The sequence below is a fragment of the Maribacter algarum (ex Zhang et al. 2020) genome, from assembly GCF_005885635.1.
GTDB lineage: Bacteria > Bacteroidota > Bacteroidia > Flavobacteriales > Flavobacteriaceae > Maribacter_C > Maribacter_C algarum.
This window is the reverse complement of sequence record NZ_VATY01000002.1, coordinates 577026-596225: the sequence shown is the minus strand read 5'-3', so window position 1 is coordinate 596225 and position 19200 is coordinate 577026. Positions and strand designations below refer to the sequence as shown.

General features: G+C 38.6%; 14 protein-coding genes. 2 read left to right on the top strand and 12 right to left on the bottom strand.

Annotated features, from left to right (window positions below):
- Positions 1 to 5: 5 nt before the first annotated feature.
- The 10 genes from FEE95_RS11480 to FEE95_RS11435 all read right to left on the bottom strand — a co-directional run bounded on the left by FEE95_RS11480 (position 6) and on the right by FEE95_RS11435 (position 15308).
- Complete coding sequence (locus FEE95_RS11480; protein WP_138658085.1) at positions 6 to 1277, bottom strand: DUF4249 domain-containing protein; 1272 nt, start codon at positions 1275 to 1277, stop codon at positions 6 to 8.
- Positions 1274 to 2551: a DUF4249 domain-containing protein gene (locus FEE95_RS11475; protein WP_138658084.1), complete on the bottom strand. Its 1278-nt coding sequence runs from the start codon at positions 2549 to 2551 to the stop codon at positions 1274 to 1276. The genes FEE95_RS11480 and FEE95_RS11475 overlap by 4 nt, the downstream gene beginning before the upstream one ends.
- Positions 2552 to 2558: 7 nt before the next feature.
- Entirely contained in the window at positions 2559 to 3782 is a 1224-nt protein-coding gene (locus tag FEE95_RS11470; RefSeq protein WP_171037035.1) for a DUF4249 domain-containing protein, read from the bottom strand.
- A 53-nt stretch (positions 3783 to 3835) separates the two neighbouring features.
- Positions 3836 to 6610: a TonB-dependent receptor gene (locus FEE95_RS11465; protein WP_138658082.1), complete on the bottom strand. Its 2775-nt coding sequence runs from the start codon at positions 6608 to 6610 to the stop codon at positions 3836 to 3838.
- Between the two features lie 217 nt (positions 6611 to 6827).
- Complete coding sequence (locus FEE95_RS11460; protein WP_138658081.1) at positions 6828 to 9221, bottom strand: penicillin acylase family protein; 2394 nt, start codon at positions 9219 to 9221, stop codon at positions 6828 to 6830.
- Positions 9222 to 9302: 81 nt separating this feature from the next.
- Positions 9303 to 11300 carry a protein-disulfide reductase DsbD family protein gene (locus FEE95_RS11455; protein WP_138658080.1) on the bottom strand — a complete coding sequence of 666 codons (1998 nt, stop codon included), beginning with the start codon at positions 11298 to 11300 and terminating at the stop codon, positions 9303 to 9305.
- A complete protein-coding gene (gene tilS, locus FEE95_RS11450; RefSeq protein WP_138658079.1) occupies positions 11297 to 12604 on the bottom strand; it encodes a tRNA lysidine(34) synthetase TilS in 1308 nt (435 codons plus the stop codon). The genes FEE95_RS11455 and tilS overlap by 4 nt, the downstream gene beginning before the upstream one ends.
- 12 nt (positions 12605 to 12616) lie before the next feature.
- On the bottom strand, positions 12617 to 13438 hold the full coding sequence (locus FEE95_RS11445) for an alpha/beta hydrolase (protein WP_238474562.1): 822 nt from the start codon (positions 13436 to 13438) through the stop codon (positions 12617 to 12619).
- Between the two features lie 29 nt (positions 13439 to 13467).
- Positions 13468 to 14769, bottom strand: coding sequence for an anthranilate synthase component I family protein (locus FEE95_RS11440; protein ID WP_138658077.1), 1302 nt, complete (start codon positions 14767 to 14769; stop codon positions 13468 to 13470).
- A gap of 5 nt (positions 14770 to 14774) precedes the next feature.
- Positions 14775 to 15308, bottom strand: a complete 534-nt coding sequence (locus FEE95_RS11435) for an NADPH-dependent FMN reductase (protein ID WP_138658076.1) — start codon at positions 15306 to 15308, stop codon at positions 14775 to 14777.
- 149 nt (positions 15309 to 15457) lie between these two features.
- Between FEE95_RS11435 and FEE95_RS11430 the strand changes: the two genes are divergently transcribed.
- Entirely contained in the window at positions 15458 to 16633 is a 1176-nt protein-coding gene (locus FEE95_RS11430; protein WP_138658075.1) for an acyltransferase family protein, read from the top strand.
- A gap of 66 nt (positions 16634 to 16699) precedes the next feature.
- Entirely contained in the window at positions 16700 to 16930 is a 231-nt protein-coding gene (locus tag FEE95_RS11425) for a CDGSH iron-sulfur domain-containing protein (RefSeq protein WP_138658074.1), read from the top strand.
- 38 nt (positions 16931 to 16968) lie between these two features.
- Here the strand turns inward: FEE95_RS11425 and FEE95_RS11420 are convergent, their stop codons facing one another.
- A complete protein-coding gene (locus tag FEE95_RS11420) occupies positions 16969 to 17733 on the bottom strand; it encodes a hypothetical protein (RefSeq protein WP_138658073.1) in 765 nt (254 codons plus the stop codon).
- 15 nt (positions 17734 to 17748) lie between these two features.
- A complete protein-coding gene (gene lpdA / locus FEE95_RS11415; protein WP_138658072.1) occupies positions 17749 to 19155 on the bottom strand; it encodes a dihydrolipoyl dehydrogenase in 1407 nt (468 codons plus the stop codon).
- Positions 19156 to 19200: the final 45 nt, after the last annotated feature.

The following is a 19200-nucleotide window of genomic DNA, read 5'->3' as shown; positions in this document are numbered from 1 at the left end:
ATTAATCATTCTATCCAAAAATCAGGTTTTATATTACTACCTAATACGGTGCAATCACCGCATACCGCCGGTTTTACCAAAAAAGTCCCTAAGCCATAAACACCGTTATGTTCCTTAATACGTTCCTCTGTTATTGGAAAGTCGTCCCAATACGTAAATAAACCTTCACGGATACCGTCTATTAAAGGTGAACCAATACCGTCATCTTCCTGTGTAATGAGATAGCATGGAACAAGACCAGCACCCCCAGGTGGATATAATGGTGGACTTGAAACAACGCACCCCGAAGGGTAAGGTGGTAATTCTTCATTCGGGAAAAAGTCAGTATAATCAAAAAATAAGCGCTCCGAACGAACTGAACTAACTTCAAAATATCCTATGACAGAAGCTTCAGTGTTAGTAGAACTAATATTTCCCTCTAAAAACCCAGGTTGAACTGAAGTATAAACATCTTCGTTATTCGAAAAGCTATTCAAGTTTTGATAGTAGGCATATGCTCCTTGATCTAAACTTATCTGTTTTACCAAAATGCTATATCGATGTGAAATCGCATAATTTTCCCTCCCTATAAAACGAACTTGATAGTCAGTTAAGGTATTTGCACTAAGTAGCTCACTATTTGCCAACAAAATAGCATTAGATTCGGTATGACCATAACACACGCGGTTATTATTGAGGTTTGGCTTGGTTTCAACAAGCAAGCCTAAATCACTACAAGGATCATCACTAATAATATCAAAATCAAACGGCATCCAATCAGGAGCGATAATCTTAAAATCTTCTTCATATTCATAGCGTAGATATGCATTATCATTAGCTGAGCTTTGGGTATTCAGCATTATGCCTATGCCCTCGTCTCCATCACCTTTTATCATTCTTTCAGCATGAAGTTCTTTTATTTCACTAGGATTTGGAGTTGTAACCTCTTCAGACAAAAAAGTACTGCCATCAGCTGTGACAATCTCCATTTGATAACGTTCTGCCTGATTTGCCCCAAAAACCTCTAAAGATTCATACAAACCTGGAGATACCTCTTGAAATTCATAACTGCTACCAGAACCACTGGTAATTCTAATTGTAGCATTTCTTTCAGCAATAATACTATCTACTTCAAAAGGTCTTGCCCTAGATAGGTTTACTTTTTGACGTTTCAATTCGTCCGTTAATTTGGCATCCACTACCAAAACACCTTCAAAACCTCTTGTTTCGATTTCAAAAGTTTCGACACAACCCTGTAGAAAAAGGAAAACCAATACTATGCACAGGAATCTGCTCATTCTATCCAAAATTCAGGTTTAATATTACTGCCTAAAGCCCTACAATCAATGCATTCAGTGGATTTAACCAAATATGGTGCTTCACCAGCTATAGGTTGTACCAAGTTCTCTGGCTGTTCTTCATATTCTTCATTAATCGCATGGTATGCTATTGTACCCGACAAAATTCCAGTTAACAAGGGTGACTCGGGTCCCACTTCATCTACTACAAATCCACCGTCAAGATGGGGATTAAAAGAAACCAATGGCGGGGCTTGGGTTGTTTCACAATTAATTGGAAACGGTGGTAAAGTCTTTTCAGGGAAAAAATCAGTAAAATTTAGAAAATAACGTTCTGTACTTAAGGAAGCTACCTCGAAATAGCCTAAAACTAATTCATCGCTGTCTAGAGCGGCGATATTTCCACTTAGAAAGCCGGTTTGTACGTTGGAAAATACATTTTGTGAACTAGAAAAACTTTCCAGACTACTGTAATAACCATGAGTGTCAGACGTAATTGCAAATTGCTTGACAAGTATGCTGTATCTATGAGAAATTGCGAAATCATCACTTCTTAAGAATCGAACAATAGTTTTACCAGACTGACCATCCATATTTCTTTCGCTATCACTTAAGTTAATGTCGGTACTAGCATTAGTTGTATAACATGTTCGCGCTTCCTCGGTTCGCGCAATAATATTAATCTCGTAACTATCAAAATCTCCTTGGGCAAAATAAAGACTGTCCGCAACTTCAAACTCGAACGGATTATAGTATGGCGCTATAATTTTGTAAGTTTCTTCAAATTCATAACGAAAGAACTTAGCCTCAGCATTTGGATTTTCATTTACCAATGTAATCTGCAAGCCCTCTTTACCTAAATCATCAAATTCTATTTCAGCCTTAACCTCTTTGATTTCAATTTTTGTGGGCCGGACTGCTGTTTCAGATTTGTATGATTTGCCATCCTTAGAGGTGATTAGGAGTTCATAACCAACGTTTGGCTGGGCGGCGAATGCTGAAACAGATTTGTATAACCCCGGCGTCTCTTCTATATACCTGTATGTATTGCCCGTCTCGTCCATAATCTGAACGCTGGCGTTACTTTCGGGTACAGTCACTCCCTCCTCTAATCGATAGGACCTTGATAATACTATTTCATGCCGCTTTTCTTCATTGGTTAAACGCGCATCAACCACTAGGACGTTTTCGAAATCTTGGGTCTCAGCCTCAAAAGGTTCGATACAACCTTGCAAAAAGGAAAAAAAAGATATGATACAAAATATAAGCTTCATAGATTAATCATTCTATCCAAAAATCAGGTTTTATATTACTGCCCAATACATTACAGTCACCACATGCCGTGGCCTTTGCAAAATAAGGTCCACGCGTATTCTCATTAAGTTCGTCGATACTAAATGTTTCTACATAATCAGGATTCGTCGCATAATACTTAATCAATCCGGCCTGTATCGCCTCTATCAAAGGTGATCTACCAGTCCCATCAAATGAATGGGTGTCAGCCGTCGGAAGCCACAATAATGGTTCTTGAATTGGCTCACAATTAATATAATAAGGTGGTAAGGGTTCCAACGGGAAAAGGTCTTGATAATTAAAATAAATACGTTTCGAGGTTACTGCAGTGACCTCGAAGAATCCTAGAATCTTTTCATCAGGATTCGTTTCTGAGGAAATGTTCCCAAGCAAGAAACCAGGTTGATTTTCAAAAAACACACTTTCTGAGGATGAAAAAGCATTTAAGCTTTGGTAATACGAAAAGGCATCCAGGTTTTGTACATGTTGTTGAACCAGGATACTGTACCGATGTGAAATTATATAATTATTCTTGCTTATAAACCTGATAGAATGCCTCTTTAGTTTATTTTCTTCAAGTCCATCAGTGGCTGTTTGATTAATAGCTGTAGAAAAGGTGGTATTGTAACAGACTCGCTCTTCCCTTTCCTTAGGTTTTAAACCTACCTCAAAGGGATCGCCATCTTCTCCAACACCTTTATCGTCAATAACATCAAAATCGAATGGATTCCAATATGGTGCAATAACTTTATACGTTTCTTCATACTCGTATCTAAAATATGAAGCACTATTTGTAACACTGCGGCTATCTAAAAAAACACTTACCCCTTCTTCCCCCGAATTATTGGTTTCGATTTCAACATATAAGTCTTCAATTGCTATTTTTTCTGGGGTTGTAACTGCTTCGGAATTATACGATTTACCGTCTGAGGTGGTAATTCTCAATTCATAACTACTATTTTGCTTAGCGCTGAACTCCTTAACAGATAGATATTGGCCTTGTTCAACTTCATGAAAGTCGTAAAAGTTCTTGGCATCCTCAATGACCATAACGGTAGCTTTCAATTCCGCCATACTTGTCTCCTGCTCAAAGGGTCTCGCCCTCGACAATTCAATCCGATGTCTTTTGAACTCATCAGTCAATCTCGCATCTATTACCAAGGCATTTTCGAAAACTTGAGTTTCAGCCTCAAAAGGTTCAACACAACTCATGGTTCCGATAAATATCGGGCATAGAAAAACTAATATGTAAGGCCCGTTGCGCATTAGAATTTAAAGTTATAGGTAATTGAAGGTATTGGAATAGCGAAAATCGAACTCTTAAATGCCTTAACCTCTCCACCCTCTGAAACAAAGAAAACCGAATACGGATTTGCCCTTCCTAAAACATTATAAACAGATATATTCCAGAAACTATGGGCAAACTTCTTGATTCGATGGTTTCCTTCAATGTTTATACCGATATCAAGCCGATAATAATCCGGAATCCGAAATTCATTTCGGTTACTGTAGAATACATATTCTGAATTATTGAAATTGTACTGCCCAATGGGATAGGTAACTGGTCGCCCTGTTTGATATGAAAAATTCAAAGAAGCGCTATAGCGTGTAGTGAACTTATAATTCGCTACTAAACTTACATCATGCGGTTTATCATAGTTGGAAGGGAAGAATTCGCCACCGTTAATCCTTTCTTCAGCAAAGTCACTTGCAAATTTTATTAACGAACGGGAATAGGTGTATCCTAGCCAACCATTAAGTTTGCCAGAGTTTTTACGCAGTAAGAATTCTACTCCATAGGCTTGCCCTTCGCCTTGCAATACTTCTTGTTCTATATTCTCGTTCAACAATAATTGAGCTCCGGTTTTAAAGTCCAGTACGTCTTCAGCTGTTTTATAATATCCCTCTATACTTAACTCGTATAAATCATCCTTAAAATTCTTAAATAGGCCTAAACTGAATTGGTTGGAACGTTGTGGTCTTATGTTGGAATCGGAGAGTTTCCAGGTATCAATGGGCGATACCGTAGTAGTATTCGAAAGCGTATGAATATATTGGTACATACTATTGAAACCTGCCTTAATTGAAAAATCAGGTGTAAATGAATATCTTCCTGAAACTCGAAACTCTGGCCCTCCATAGGTTTCTACGGTTTCATTGTCATCAAACTCGGAACTACCTATTAAGGTGGCTTGATTTCTGGGTTGACCATCCGCATAAATACGTTGTGTTGAGGGGCCTAAGGCCGTGTAATAGGAATATCTGATACCTGCACTTAGTCCCACTTTGTCACCCAAAGTGATATTATCACTAAGATAAATAGCGCCCTCCAGCGCCCTATCTTCAGGGACTTCAAACGGACTTATTATTGATTCGCTACCCGTCGGACGTATAAAACCGGGGTTTACATTGTACAACTTTGCCGCCACCCCGTAATCGAATGTATGGGTGTCATTCATAACATATTTGAACTTTAGTTTCGCTTCGGTCTCTTCTACACTATAGCCTAATAGAAAGTCATTGTTCGCCTGCCCGTCAAAACCGATATCAAAAGCATATTTGCTATTGGAAACTGCCAATGCACCACTATTCTTTTCATTGAATTTATGATTCCAGTTCACGGAAAGCATGCGATTGTTGTAGCCGAAAAGCGAATCTGAAGTAATACTAAAGGAGTCATCGCTGTAGTATCCGGTAGCTTTTATTTGATTGTTCTCATTGATTTTATGCGTATAATTCGCCACAACATCGTAAAATGATGCCGAACTATTACTAAGCGACTCTTCATCCAGCGATCTCAGAATCCAATCAGAATAAGCTCCCCTGCCGCCTACTACTAAAGACGACTTGTCCTTTACAATGGGAATTTCCAACATTAAATTCCCAGTTACCGGGCCAATAGAGGCTTCCCCGGAAAATTTCTCCGTGTTGCCATCTATGGTAGTAATATCAAAAACCGAAGAAAGTCGACCGCCATATTCGGCAGGAACGTTACCCTTATAAATATCGACGCCTTTGGTCGCAAAGGGATTCAAGGCTTGGAATATGCCAAAAAAGTGCGTCGGATTATATACAACACCTTCATCCAGCAAGAAAAGGTTTTGATCCGTCTTACCACCACGAACATTAATACCTGAAGCACCTTCCCCGGCATTCGTAATACCTGGAAGTTGTGTCGCTACTGATAATATATTCCGTTCTCCAAGTACCATCGGAATATCTTTGGTCTCTTCAGATTCGATGGTTGTTGAACCGGTTATTTCTTCTTCTACATTTTTGGTTTTATCAGCTTCAACCACTACTTCATCCAATTGTTCGATACTCTCGTTTAGGTTGAAATCCAACTGTCCGTCATTATAAATCAGAACTCGTTTCTGTTGTGATTCTATTCCTAAAGCTTTGGTTTCAAAAAGGTTTTCACCCAAAGGGACAGAAATTTCGTAAAATCCATTTTCATCAGTTACCGTTCCAATTTTTCGATTTCTGATTATCAATGATAAATCGGGAATCGGATTTCCTGTTTTAGCATTTCTGACATAACCAGAAAGTGTATATCGCCTTTTCTGACCGTCTAAAGTCTCCTTTCCAATGCGCACTGTTTGGATATTTCGTTGTTGAGGAAGCCGTTCATCTGCAACGAAAACAGGGTTTTGAGACCCTCCAACATCTCGCTCTTCTGTAACTTGAATTTGTTCTTGGTTTGACTTGATAAAAAAACCGGTTGGAAGTTCATCATAAATGATATTGTTCTGGGTAAGAATAACCTTTTCGTTGTCAAGAACATAAAAATTAAGGATTGTACTTTGAAACAGATCTTCCAGAACTTCAGTCAAATCTGCATCTTGGTAAGAACCTGAAACTTTTTGATCACCTAACCATTCGTCAACATAATAGAACTTATAATCAGTACTATCTTCAATATTTTTAAGAACATCTTTGATTGTAGATTCGGTGTAGGACAGCGAAATTTTCGGAGAGGATTCTTGGGCAAGTAAAAAGTTGGCGAACAACAATAAAAAAACAAAGAGTATATTTCTCATCTTAGTGGTTGGTTTAATTGACTTCGTAAGTTTATTGCATGCGTTAAGAACACAAAAAGGCTAGAGCATCAATTTTTTACTTCAATATATGAAATAAATCTGTTAAGGTGTAAGAAAAATAGGAGTTCTGGGAAATCGGCAATGCTTCAAATCTTAATTTAGAAATTGAAAATAAATAGGTCTGTGGATTAAGATATTGCTAACTAGCAACTTATGATTACTGCGGCGTAAAGCTAAGTTTAGAGTCTGCCTTATCAATAATCTCATCTTTGTTTAGCATCATCTTGCGGAACTCACCATTTAAGAACATTTGAGCCTGATCTTTATAATGTTTACTAAATGGATTACCTGATTGCCCTGTTGGCAGAATGCTCATGCTATTCTCAATGTCAGAAAAATCAATAACACGCCTTGTTGACGGACCTGAGCCTACTTTATAGTAGCCCTCAGAATTATATCGGAAACCTAAATTATTAATCACCTCTCTCGATCCGTGAATAGGAAAAGGGCCAACATTGAAAAAAGAACGCAGCGCAGCCACTTGACCGATTGGATGCCCATGCTCAATAGAATGCACTTTATCCCAAGTCCAATCATTCACGTTAGGTCCAAAATCTTTTCTGAGGGATACCAAAGCATCTTGAAAAGCTGCCTGCACAATTTCTGCCTGAGTTTCCTTCTTGTCCTTGGTTTTAACGTCATCCCACCAAACAGAATTCGGTTTATTGACGAGGGGTGCAATCACGCGCTTGCTCATATGCGTTGATAAGAATTCTTCAAATTGCTCAACCTTTAGTTCATCCATGAAGATAGCTTGTATAACTTCATATTCCCATCGATGAAAAATGGTAGCTTCAACACTTTCTAAGGGATGGTCTCCCTTCCATGAATTTAAGCGGTCTAAGATTTGGAAATCTTCTTTGGTGAGATTCTTTACATCCAAAACTTTCGCTAAATCTCTTAGAACACCTGGGTCCACAGCGGAAGTTACATCGGTTATCATCTCACCAACTGTGGTTCTGTCCCAGTCATTTTTAGGTTCTAAAAGTTGAACTATGCGCTTCGCGCGATTCTCAGGAAGATAGTAGCCTGGATACAATTTACCATTTATGGAATCGGGTTGATTATTGGCAGAATACACATAATTCCAAGGTGGATTTTTCGCCTGGGGGTTTTCAGCAAAAGGAAGGTACCTCCGTTCAGCTGGAAAAGCTTCCGGGCTTTCCTGAACAAATTTCGTATGGATACTATCCGGAATTTCATATAATTTTGCGGTCGCCCACCATGCGACATTGCCCTTAGCATCTCCATACATAATGTTTAAACCAGGAGCATGTATTTTAGGCAGGGCCTTTTCTACAGCGGCCATATCGGTAGCACTTGACATTTCATGAAGTGAACTAATTACTTCATTCTTCACATCAGTGTAGGTCCACCACATCGAAATAGGCCGATCACCAGAAACTTGATTTGCAATTCCATTTAAAACGGGACCGCGTTTCGTCTTTTTAAAGGTAAAATCAACAGCCTCAGCATCCTTTACTTTGATGCTTTTGTTTACAAACTCATAGGCAGCCCATCCATCCCCATTTTTATATTGTGTGCTATCATTGAGGTTTGTTTCCTCGAAATAAAAATCAACATCATCATTTTCAAACATGGTCATACCGTAGGCTAATTTGCGGTCATGAGCTAAAAGCGGGAATGGTACTCCAGCTAAATGATATCCATATTTTTCATAGTTCGGAGTGTTAACATGTGCCTCGTACCACACCGATGGCTGAGCAAAACCAATATGTGGATCGTTCGCAAAAATAACTTTCCCACTTTTAGTTTTTTCCGGACCAATAACCCAACTATTACTTCCCTCAAAAAGCGGTATATGAAGTGACTCTAACGTTTTGGTAACTGAAGTTATAACGGTATTTCGCACCGTATCAATAGCTTTGGGGTTGTGATTTTGAATTAAAGTTGAAGAGGGGTCAATATCTATCTCTAAATCCGTTAAGTATTCAGCGCCTAATGCATTCTTTAGGTTCGTTAGAAAAGGATCCGTTTTATGGGCCTGTGCGAAACTGAAAGACATATAACCAAGTGTATTATGAATGTCAACCAAGGTGAAAGGTGATTTATCAATACCTGTGAGATAAAATTCAATTGGCGTTGGTCCATCTTCTATAAATTGGTTAATTCCATCCAAGTAAGCCTGCGAAAGTTTCACCGATTCGGTATTTAAATCGAGCTCAACCACCGTTTGATTGGATGCCTCATCAATACCAAGGGATAAAAAGAATTTGTCTGTACCTAGTACATCTTTTCCGAATACTTCGGATAATCCTCCTCGGCCGATTCTGCGCAAGAGCTCCATTTGCCAAAGTCGGTCTTGGGCATGCACATAGCCAAGAGCACGAAAAGCGTCTTCTTCAGTTTGACCATAAATATGTGGAATTCCATAGGAATCGTAATACACATCTACAGTTTCCGAAAGATTTGAGAGTTGTTTTTCTCCTGAATAATCAGGTTTCATGTGTGTCATAAAAATAACTCCAGCTACGACTATGACACTGATGATGACCAAAAGAACAAGGCCAAACTTCTTTAATTTTTTCAAGCTGCTCGATTTAAGCCGAAAAGATAGCGTAATCCTATCAAATAAAAAAGGAACGAATGCCCTGCTTTTTACAAGGCTTTATTAAAAAATTGGGGCCTTTTCTTGGGCGAGAACCTTGTGTTTTTCTAATCCTGAATTCAACCAAGCTTTGTATGCATCTCGGTCTGTATATTGAACTGCACTATTCAGCACTTCTAGGTCTGGAGAAAGTAAAACATAATAGGGTTGTGAAGCCGCATTGAAGTTCAAGGTTTGAAAAGTACCCCACTTCTGCCCTACTGTTTCTATGGTTTTTACCCTACCGGATGCATATTGAAAGTCGAACTGTTGGTCTTCAGGAAGCTTTTTGATGTTGTCATCAACGTATAATGAAATCAAAACATACTCATCCCTAAGAATTGGGTATATATCTGTTTCGCTCCATACTTGCTCCTCCATTTTTCTACAATTTGCACATGCCCACCCAGTGAAGTCTAAAAGAATTGGTTTGTTCACAGATTTAGCATAAGCTAGACCTTCATCAAAATCTTTAAAGCAGTTAAGGCCTAATGGGCAATCACTCTCTGTTTCAAAAACACTGTAAAACTCTGGAGGTAAAATGCCACTTAAGGGTTTTAAATCGACAACTTTTGCAAGACCTAAAATTAGGTACAGAGAAAAAACAGCACTTAAAAACCCCACCCCTTTTCGACCATTAGATAGCTTCTGTTTCGGACCATCATGCGGAAATCTAAATAAACCAAATAAATAAAGGGCCAATAAAACAAAAAGAACTATCCAAATACCAATGAAAATCTCTCTCTTGAGAATTCCCCAATGGCCAACTAAATCAGCATTTGAAAGGAATTTTAAAGCCAAAGCTAATTCTAAAAAACCAAGAACAACTTTAACCGTTGTCATCCATCCACCAGACTTGGGCAAAGAGTTTAACCAAGCAGGAAACAGGGCAAATAAGGCAAAAGGCAAGGCTATTGCTACCCCAAATCCCATCATACCAGCGGTTAGATTGGTCGCAACATCACCCTCCGCCAGGGTAGTTCCACCAAGCAAAAAGCCTAAAATTGGTCCCGTACAAGAAAACGAAACAATGGCAAGTGTCACAGCCATAAAAAAGATACCGATAACACCACCAATTTTGGTTGAGTTCTCATCCATCTTATTCGCCCATGAATTTGGCAGGGTAAGCTCATAGTACCCAAAAAAGGAAAATGCAAAAAATAAAAAGATGATAAAGAATCCTATGTTAAGCCACATATTGGTGGATATAGTGTTTAGGATTTGAGAATCTATGGAATCAAAAAGATGAAAGGGAACACTTAATAAAACATAAATCAAGATGATAAAGAACCCGTAAAGAAAGGCATTGGCTATACCCTTAGATTTGTTTTGTGATTGCTTCGTAAAAAAGGAGACCGTCAACGGAATCATCGGAAACATGCAAGGAGTTAATAAGGCTATTAGCCCTCCCAGAAAGCCTAAACCAAAAATGCCCCAAATAGTTGAATCCTTTTCAATCCTATCTTCAGCACTATTTAGAAGTTCTTTATTCTTTAAATCCAGTTTCAGTGCATTGGTCATGGCAAGACTACGAGCATCAACGGTTTGATTCTCGATTACGGCATCTCCCCCATCTAAAACAAAATTGAAATCTGCAAAACCCGGAATACAAACTTCGTCACTACATATTTGATAGGATACACTAACATCAATTTGTCTAACATCAGAATTCAATAATTTTATTCGCTGTGTGAATTGGGCTTTACCTTTAAAAAATGTTTCTTCTACCTCAAAAATTTCACTATAATCAGTATATGTTTTGCTCTCGTTTGTTTCACCGATACTTTTATAATCAGTTTCTAAACCTACAAATTTGAATTCTGTAGGAAACGCACCTCCCTCGGCCGTATGCTGTGAATATAGATGCCAGCCGTCAAAAACTTTAGCTTTAAAAATCAAGTCGTACTCTGTGTCAGAAATTTTATTTATTTCTTGCGACCAAAGAACAGGTTCATCATCAGTTTGTCCAAAAACAAATAATGCGCTAAATACTAAAAGAACACCTAATACAAACTGTTTCATTGGGGAATTGTAAATTTTACGATTTGTTTTGTCTTTTCATTTACTGAGAATCGCTGGTCTGCGCGTCTTCCGATAACCCAAACAATGGCATCGCCTGAACAAAGCAACCACTGTTTTTCTTTGGAAATTACATCAACCTTCTCATCTTTAAAATATTTGGAAAGCTTTTTCTTTCCTGACATCCCAAAGGGATAAAAGTAGTCGCCTTTTTCCCATTTCCTAACGACTAGTGGATATTTTAACGAATCTTTATCTACATAAAGTATGTGTTCTCCTGTTTCTTTAAGGGCATCAACCTCCTCAATGACAAGATAAATTGGCTTTGAAATTTCACTTTGCCCCTCTTCTATTGTATAGCTTTGGCTAACTTCAGCTTTTATTGTTTCAAGTAAAAGGTAATCCCTATCCTTTACCAAACGATGGGTTGTCGACCGAACCTCCTTGCCACTTAGCCCGTCTAAAAGGCGCGCAACGTCATCCCAAGCGGTAAAACCATAGTCCTTGAGGAGAGCATGTAAATAAGCGCTTTGCGGATGCAAAACATTCAATTCTTCGATTGAAATGCGAAATTCGTCATTGTGAACTTCGAAGATTCTGGATTTTAGCAATTCTACATGATTGTTTATAACCGTACTTGCTCCTTTTAAATGAGATTGTGTCAACTTAAAATTCTTCAAGAAAGTTGGATGTAGCTCCTTTAGAATAGGAATAATTTCGTGTCGTATCTTATTCCGTAAATACTTTACATTGGTATTACTGACATCTTCTCTCCACTCCAGATTTTCAGCTTTTGCATAGTTCAAAATTTGTGTTCTGGAAAAGGCTAGTAATGGTCTTGAAATGGTGTCTGTTTTTACTGGAATTCCCGTCAAACCATCAATCCCAGTTCCACGGGAAAGGTTGATCAAAAAGGTCTCCAAGTTATCATCAGCATGATGTGCCGTAACCAATGTTCTGATTTGATTTTCTTGCATTAACTCGGTAAACCAAGCGTACCTTAAGTCACGTGCAGCACTTTGAATATTTACTTTATTTTGAGCAACGTAATTATTTGTATTAAAATGCTTTACAAAATTTTTAACATTTACCTTTTTTGCAAGCTCCACAACAAATTGTTCATCGGCATCGCTATCCGTACCACGCAGTTGAAAATTGCAATGTGCAATGCTAAAATCCAATTTTAAGCTGTGACACAGTTGCGTCAAAACCACGCTATCCAAACCTCCACTACAGGCCAAAAGGAAGGGCTGCGACAGGAGATTCGAAAAATTAGTTTCTAAGTGTTTTTTGAATTCGTTCAGCACTTTGCAAAGGTATCAAACTAATTGCTGTTTCAGCCAGTCTGAAATCGCCTGCAACATTTCCGCTTTGCAGTTGTCATTGTGTAGTTCGTGATAGCCACCTTCGAACAACTCTAAAGTAGTTTTGACAGCGTTTTGATGAAACTCTTTTGTGCCCTCAGGGTCTATTATTGAGTCTGCTGTGCCATGCAACAAGAATGCATCAACTTTCAACTGATCTGCATTTTGAATCGCCCACTCCCCTGCATCCATTATGGGAAAGGAAAACATGGGGCTCACCTTGTCGTGTATAAGAGTGTCATTCTTATATTTTTCCACTTCTTGGGGAATTCTTGAGATACCGATTGGGTCAAGTCCTGAAGGTAGCGTCATCGAAGGATTCATTCTAAGCATTACCCTTCCCAAAACCATCTTCCACTTTGGTGGTTGGAATGCCAATCGTAAATACGGACTGGTAGCCACAACTCCAGCTAGATTAGTATCTCTTTTCAATGCATAATTCAGTACTAAATTCCCACCCATGCTATGTCCGTATAAAAACAAAGGCAAATCGGGATGCAATTCTCGTGCTTTTGCAACCACTTGTTCTAAAATATCCAATAAAGCTTCATAGCTGGGACAATGTCCACGTTTACCCCCTGACTTTCCATGCCCTACATTGTCATAGGTAACTACCGAAATTCCAGCATTCAAAAGCATGAGAATCACAGAATTCGCATACCGTTCTGAATGCTCGCCAAAACCATGAACCAATACAACAGCTCCCTTCAGGGATTCTGCCTTCCTATAATTTCCCCAAATCTTTGTTTTAAAGGCTTCAAATGTAAATTCTACCATATGCATGGGTTCAAGATAGTTTTAATTCGCTAAACATGTTCTAGCACCTCTCGCATCGCCTTAGCCTTAAGTAAACACTCTTCATATTCCTTCTCAGGAATTGCTTTTGCAGTAATAGCCCCTCCCACAGAATACGATACATATTGTTTTGAAGCATTATACAGAATACTTCGGATAACAACATTGAAATCGAAATCCCCCTCGGGAGTAAAATAACCAACTGCACCGCTGTATAGTCCGCGTTTAAAAGATTCCAATTGCTCAATAATTTGCATTGCAGAAATTTTCGGGGCGCCGGTCATACTTCCCATAGGAAATGTTTCCCGTATAATTTCTACAGGATTTTTATCCGTAGCGACTTCTGCGGTAATCGTCGAAATCATTTGATGCACTTGCGCAAACGAGTAAATTTTACAGAGTTCTTCCACAGTCACACTCCCTTTTAGAGCACTTTTTGATAAATCGTTTCGAACGAGGTCAACAATCATGATATTTTCCGCACGTTCTTTCTCATCAGAACTCAACTCAGATTTCAGTTTTTCGTCTTCCGATATATCGAACGAACGTTTTGCAGTTCCTTTAATGGGTTGCGAAATGATTTTAGTGACCTCCTTCCGTAAATAGCGCTCAGGGGATGCAGATAAAAGGTACTTGTCCCCAAGTTTTAAGAAAGTGGCAAACGGAGCTTGTGAAATACGGTTTAGTTTGCGATAGGTTTTTAGAACATCAATCTGTGTATTTTCAGCGTAGAACTCCTGACAAAAGTTAGCTTCATAAATATCCCCTCTGTGAATATGTGAAAGCATTTGTCGAACTTTCCTAAAATATTCATCCTTGAAAATCCGCATTCTAATTCGAATATTGGTCTTTGCTGGTTCTTCAATCACCTCGTTTTGAAAACAATCTATGATGGACTTATAATCCGATTGAATTTCATCATCCACCATATTAAGATAGTCGAAATAGGCCACATCACCTTCGATACGTATTATTTTCTTGGGTTGAAAGAAATACAAATCAGCAAATTCTAATCCGTCATGACTTCTTGACGAAAGCTTTTCTACATCGTTTTTGAGGTCATAGGAGAGGTAGCCGAAAATCCAGTCCTTGGTTTCACTTTGGTACTCTTTCAGGTCTTCAAAGGCGTTTTGCACATCGGTGACTTTTACGGTCAAAGCATCTGCTGCTAAAACTCCGTCGAAAGAACTATACTTCCCCGAATAGGCATTGCTATCTAACCACACTACTTCTTCAAACTGCTGCGACCAGCATAGAAGTGCTTCCTTAAAAATAGTACTATCGGTAAGTTGAAAGGAATCCCGTTTTCGCAAGACGATTATATTTCAGCTAAAAAATCGGCTATAGCTTGCTCGTGCACTTTTGACAATTCTGTATCTATAATTCCTTTTCCATCTTCAAAATTATCATAAAAAGAAGGTAAGGAGAATCCAATTACTACCGCAGCTCCAAATCTTGGCAAGATGTTATTCGCAATCTCAAAAGCTCCGATGCCTCCTCTTTTTCCTGGAGAAGTTGACATTAGTAGCACTTTCTTACCTTCGAGAAATCGTTTATCTAAACGGGATAACCAGTCTAAAAAATTCTTGAAATAGGCAGAAACGTTACCATTGTGCTCATTTACCGAAATAATAATTCCGTCAGAACTTTTAATGTCATTCATTACTTCAACAAGCGAATTCGAAAATCCGTTTTCTTTTTCATGGTCCTCACTATACATCGGAAATGGATAATTCGCCATGTTCATAAGACTAACCTTATGCTCTTCAATCAAAGAAGCGGTATACTTCACTAATTTATAGTTTACTGATGTGGATGAATTGCTTCCGGCAAATGCCAATATAGTGCCCATAATTACGTTTGATAGATTCGTAAAACGAAAATACCTCAAATACTATTGAGATGCGAGTATTTTGGCTAATTTCGCACAGTGAAACGTCCAAACATCCTGTTGCACAAGTATATAGGGTTGTTATTTCGACCTAACTAGAATATTTTCCATTGGAAAAGAAAACGACAAGACTCTATTTTATTGATGCGATGCGCGCATGGGCCATTCTCATGATGTTGCAGGGTCATTATATAGACGGGCTCCTCGACAACGCTTTTCGCGATAACTCTGATTTCGTCTATAGCACTTGGAAGTATTTCAGAGGCATGACGGCCCCCGTTTTCTTTACTGTTTCCGGATTTATATTTACCTATTTACTTATACGAGTTCCTGAAAAAGGATTCGAAAACCCAAGGGTAAAAAAAGGAATTCGCCGTGGTTTAGAATTGCTAGTTATTGGGTATCTACTCCGGATGAACCTCATGGGCATCTTAAACGGAGAAATTTATAGTTCTTTCTATCTGGTTGATGTGCTGCATTGTATCGGATTATCGATTCTAGGAATTATTGGAATTTACTTGCTAACTTATTCTAAGAAGAAATTCTTATTTCCGACGGCACTAGTTGCGATTACGATGCTCTTATTCCTGTTCGAACCACAGTATCAAAAATGGACTTATAGTTTCTTACCCGATGCCCTAGCGAACTATTTTACTAAAACCAATGGTTCAGTTTTTACCATATTTCCTTGGTTTGGCTATGCTTCTTTTGGGGCATTCATTTCTGTTTTGTTCACCCATTACAAAAATTTTAAAAACCTTTATCCCATCGCAATTTCGATTTCAGCAGTTGTTGGACTAGCACTTATATTTTATTCTTCGGACTTCTTCCTAGCCATCTCAAGAGCAACCGGGCTTCAAATGTTTGCTGATATCTTTTTCAACAACTACCTATTCATTCGTTTAGGGGATGTATTCATCGCCTTTGCGGTATTCATGTTGATAAGACAGTGGTTGACAAATAGCACATTGCTTAAAATCGGCCAAAGCACCTTATCCATTTATATCACCCACTTTATCATTTTATATGGAAGCTTTACAGGCTTAGGTTTGTACCAATACTTTCATCATTCACTTTCTCCGAGCATGGTTATTCCAAGTGCTATTGTTTTTATGATTGTTTGTTCATTTACTGCTCTTATTTATGAAAAAAACAAGGCTCGTATCAAATCGAACCTTTCGAAAGGGCTCAAGTATCTATTAATAAATGGAGAAGTACTTTTAAAATTTCTTTTTAGTAAGGCCAGAGTCCTGTTAATGAAGTTATTTGGACTGGTTAAAAATTAGTCCGCCTTTTGTGCATTGCCGCAAGTTTCTACTATTTTTAGCGTTCATAGACTAAAATCAATATACATGAGCGATACAAAATACTCCCCTATAGCCTGCGATTTAGAAAAAGACAAAAAATACAACTGGTGTACATGTAGCCATAGCGAAAATCAACCTTTTTGTGATGGTTCGCACAGAGCTGCGAAAGCTACTCCTCCATTGACCTTTGAAGTTGAAGAAGCAAAAGAAGTGTATTTGTGTACTTGTAAAAAAACAAGCAATCCTCCATATTGCGATGGGTCGCATAAAAACTAATTAAAAAGGGCTATCATTGTTGATAGCCCTTTTATATATCATTCAACAAGAATCACATCGGTCAATAACAATTCTTCTAGTATCGGTTTCAGCTGAGAAAACGTTAAACCCACTTCAACTTCTGGACTATATAACGTTTTAATAATAGCCTTGTCAAAAACTGAGAAATCGGGCTTTAGAAAAGAACACATAAAACTTTGATTTCTAGAAAAGTCGCGTTCACAAAAATCGCCACTTGCGTGTCCAAGCCCAATCGTGTGACCTAACTCATGATTAAACAAGGGGATACTAACATTTTTTACCCAAATTCGCCCTCTCGTAATGTTGAAATTTCCATTTCTACTGTATAGCGCATACCCCGTGAAATTTACGTTACCTATAGCTTCAAACATATCAGGCCACACTTCTCGAATCGATTCTTTTTCACCAAAAATCAAATGTATATTTGATTCCTGTAAAGTAGCAACCAATTGAAATGATATTCCGTCACTCAAAAGGTCATTAAATTTATTTAGTGCGGTCTCTACCTGAGTACTGTATTCCCTGGGAACATCCCCATCAAGAAAAAGCTTCACATCCGTACCCCATTTTTCGTTTACCGTTGCCCCATAGGAATCGGGAGCCAGGTTAAACGTAACATAATGGTACTCATCAATGAATTCAAGTTGTTTTGCAGTGAGACTTTTTACGGGTTCAATAATTTCAGGCTCCATCTCGATAGGAACTAAATTTTCTGCATCCGTTGAGCATGAAAAAACCAGCACTAGAAAAAACCATCCAATACTTATCTTAAAAGGCTTCATTTCTAAAATTTTTCCCTAAATATGCAGAGCCCTGTCATCGGTAGCTGCAAGCGCAGCTTCCTTCACAGCTTCTGCATAGGTTGGGTGTGCGTGGCTCATACGAGCGATATCTTCCGCAGAAGCCCTAAACTCCATCGCAGTGACCGCTTCGGTAATCAAATCGGCACAACGGGCACCTATCATGTGAACACCTAAAACCTCGTCGGTTTTCTTATCGGCAAGAATTTTTACAAATCCATCGATATCCATACTGGCTCTTGCACGCCCTAAGGCTCGCATCGGGAATTGACCCACTTTGTAATCAACACCAGCTTCCTTTAATTCCTCTTCGGTTTTCCCTACTGCGGCAACTTCTGGCCAAGTATAGACAACACCAGGAATCAAATTGTAATCGATATGTGGTTTTTGACCTGCCATAATTTCTGCAACCAAAGTGCCTTCTTCTTCTGCTTTGTGTGCTAGCATCGCACCCTTGACAACATCACCTATAGCGTAAATATTTGGTACATTAGTCTGTAAATGAGCATTTACAGCCACTCTACCTCTTTCTTCTATTTGAACTCCTGCGGCTTCTAGGTTCAAGCCCTCTGTATAAGCACTTCTTCCCACAGCAACTAGGCAATAATCGCCTTCAAAAATTACTTCTTCCCCTTTTTTATTGTCAGCCTTGACAATAACTTTCTTTCCTTTTCGCTCTACTGATTTCACACCATGAGAAAGTGCAAATTTTACTTTCTGCTTTTTCATTGCGCGCATCAACTCTTTGGAAAGCCCGGAATCCATAGTAGGTATAATACGGTCCATATATTCTACAACCGTTACCTCAGCACCTAATCTTTTATATACTTGACCGAGTTCTAATCCAATAACACCGCCTCCAATGATAATCATATGTTTAGGAATTTCCTTGAGCTCTAAAGCTTCCGTAGATGTAATAATTCTTTCCTTATCCAGTTTGATAAAAGGTAAGGTAGAGGGCTTCGAGCCTGTCGCGATAATCACATTCTTTGCTTCAATGGTTTCCGCTTTCCCTTTCCCTTTTTTGATAGAAATGTGGGTTGCATCTTTAAAGCTTCCCAATCCCTCGAAAACATCTATCTTATTTTTGTCCATCAAGAATTGAATCCCTTTGGTGGTCATATCTACAACACCTTGTTTACGAGCAATCATCTTTTCCAAGTTCACTTTTACCTCTCCGGGAATCTCAATACCATGCTCCTCAAAATGCTTTACCGCATCTTCATAATGATGCGAAGAATCTAATAAGGCTTTGGAAGGGATACAGCCTACATTAAGGCAGGTTCCGCCTAAGGTGCTATATTTTTCTATTATTGCAGTTTTCATTCCCAATTGGGCACAACGGATTGCCGCTACATATCCTCCGGGACCTGAGCCGATAACGGCTACATCGTATGAACTCATAAATCTGTTATCTTAAAATTGAATTACAAAATTAGCACTATTTTC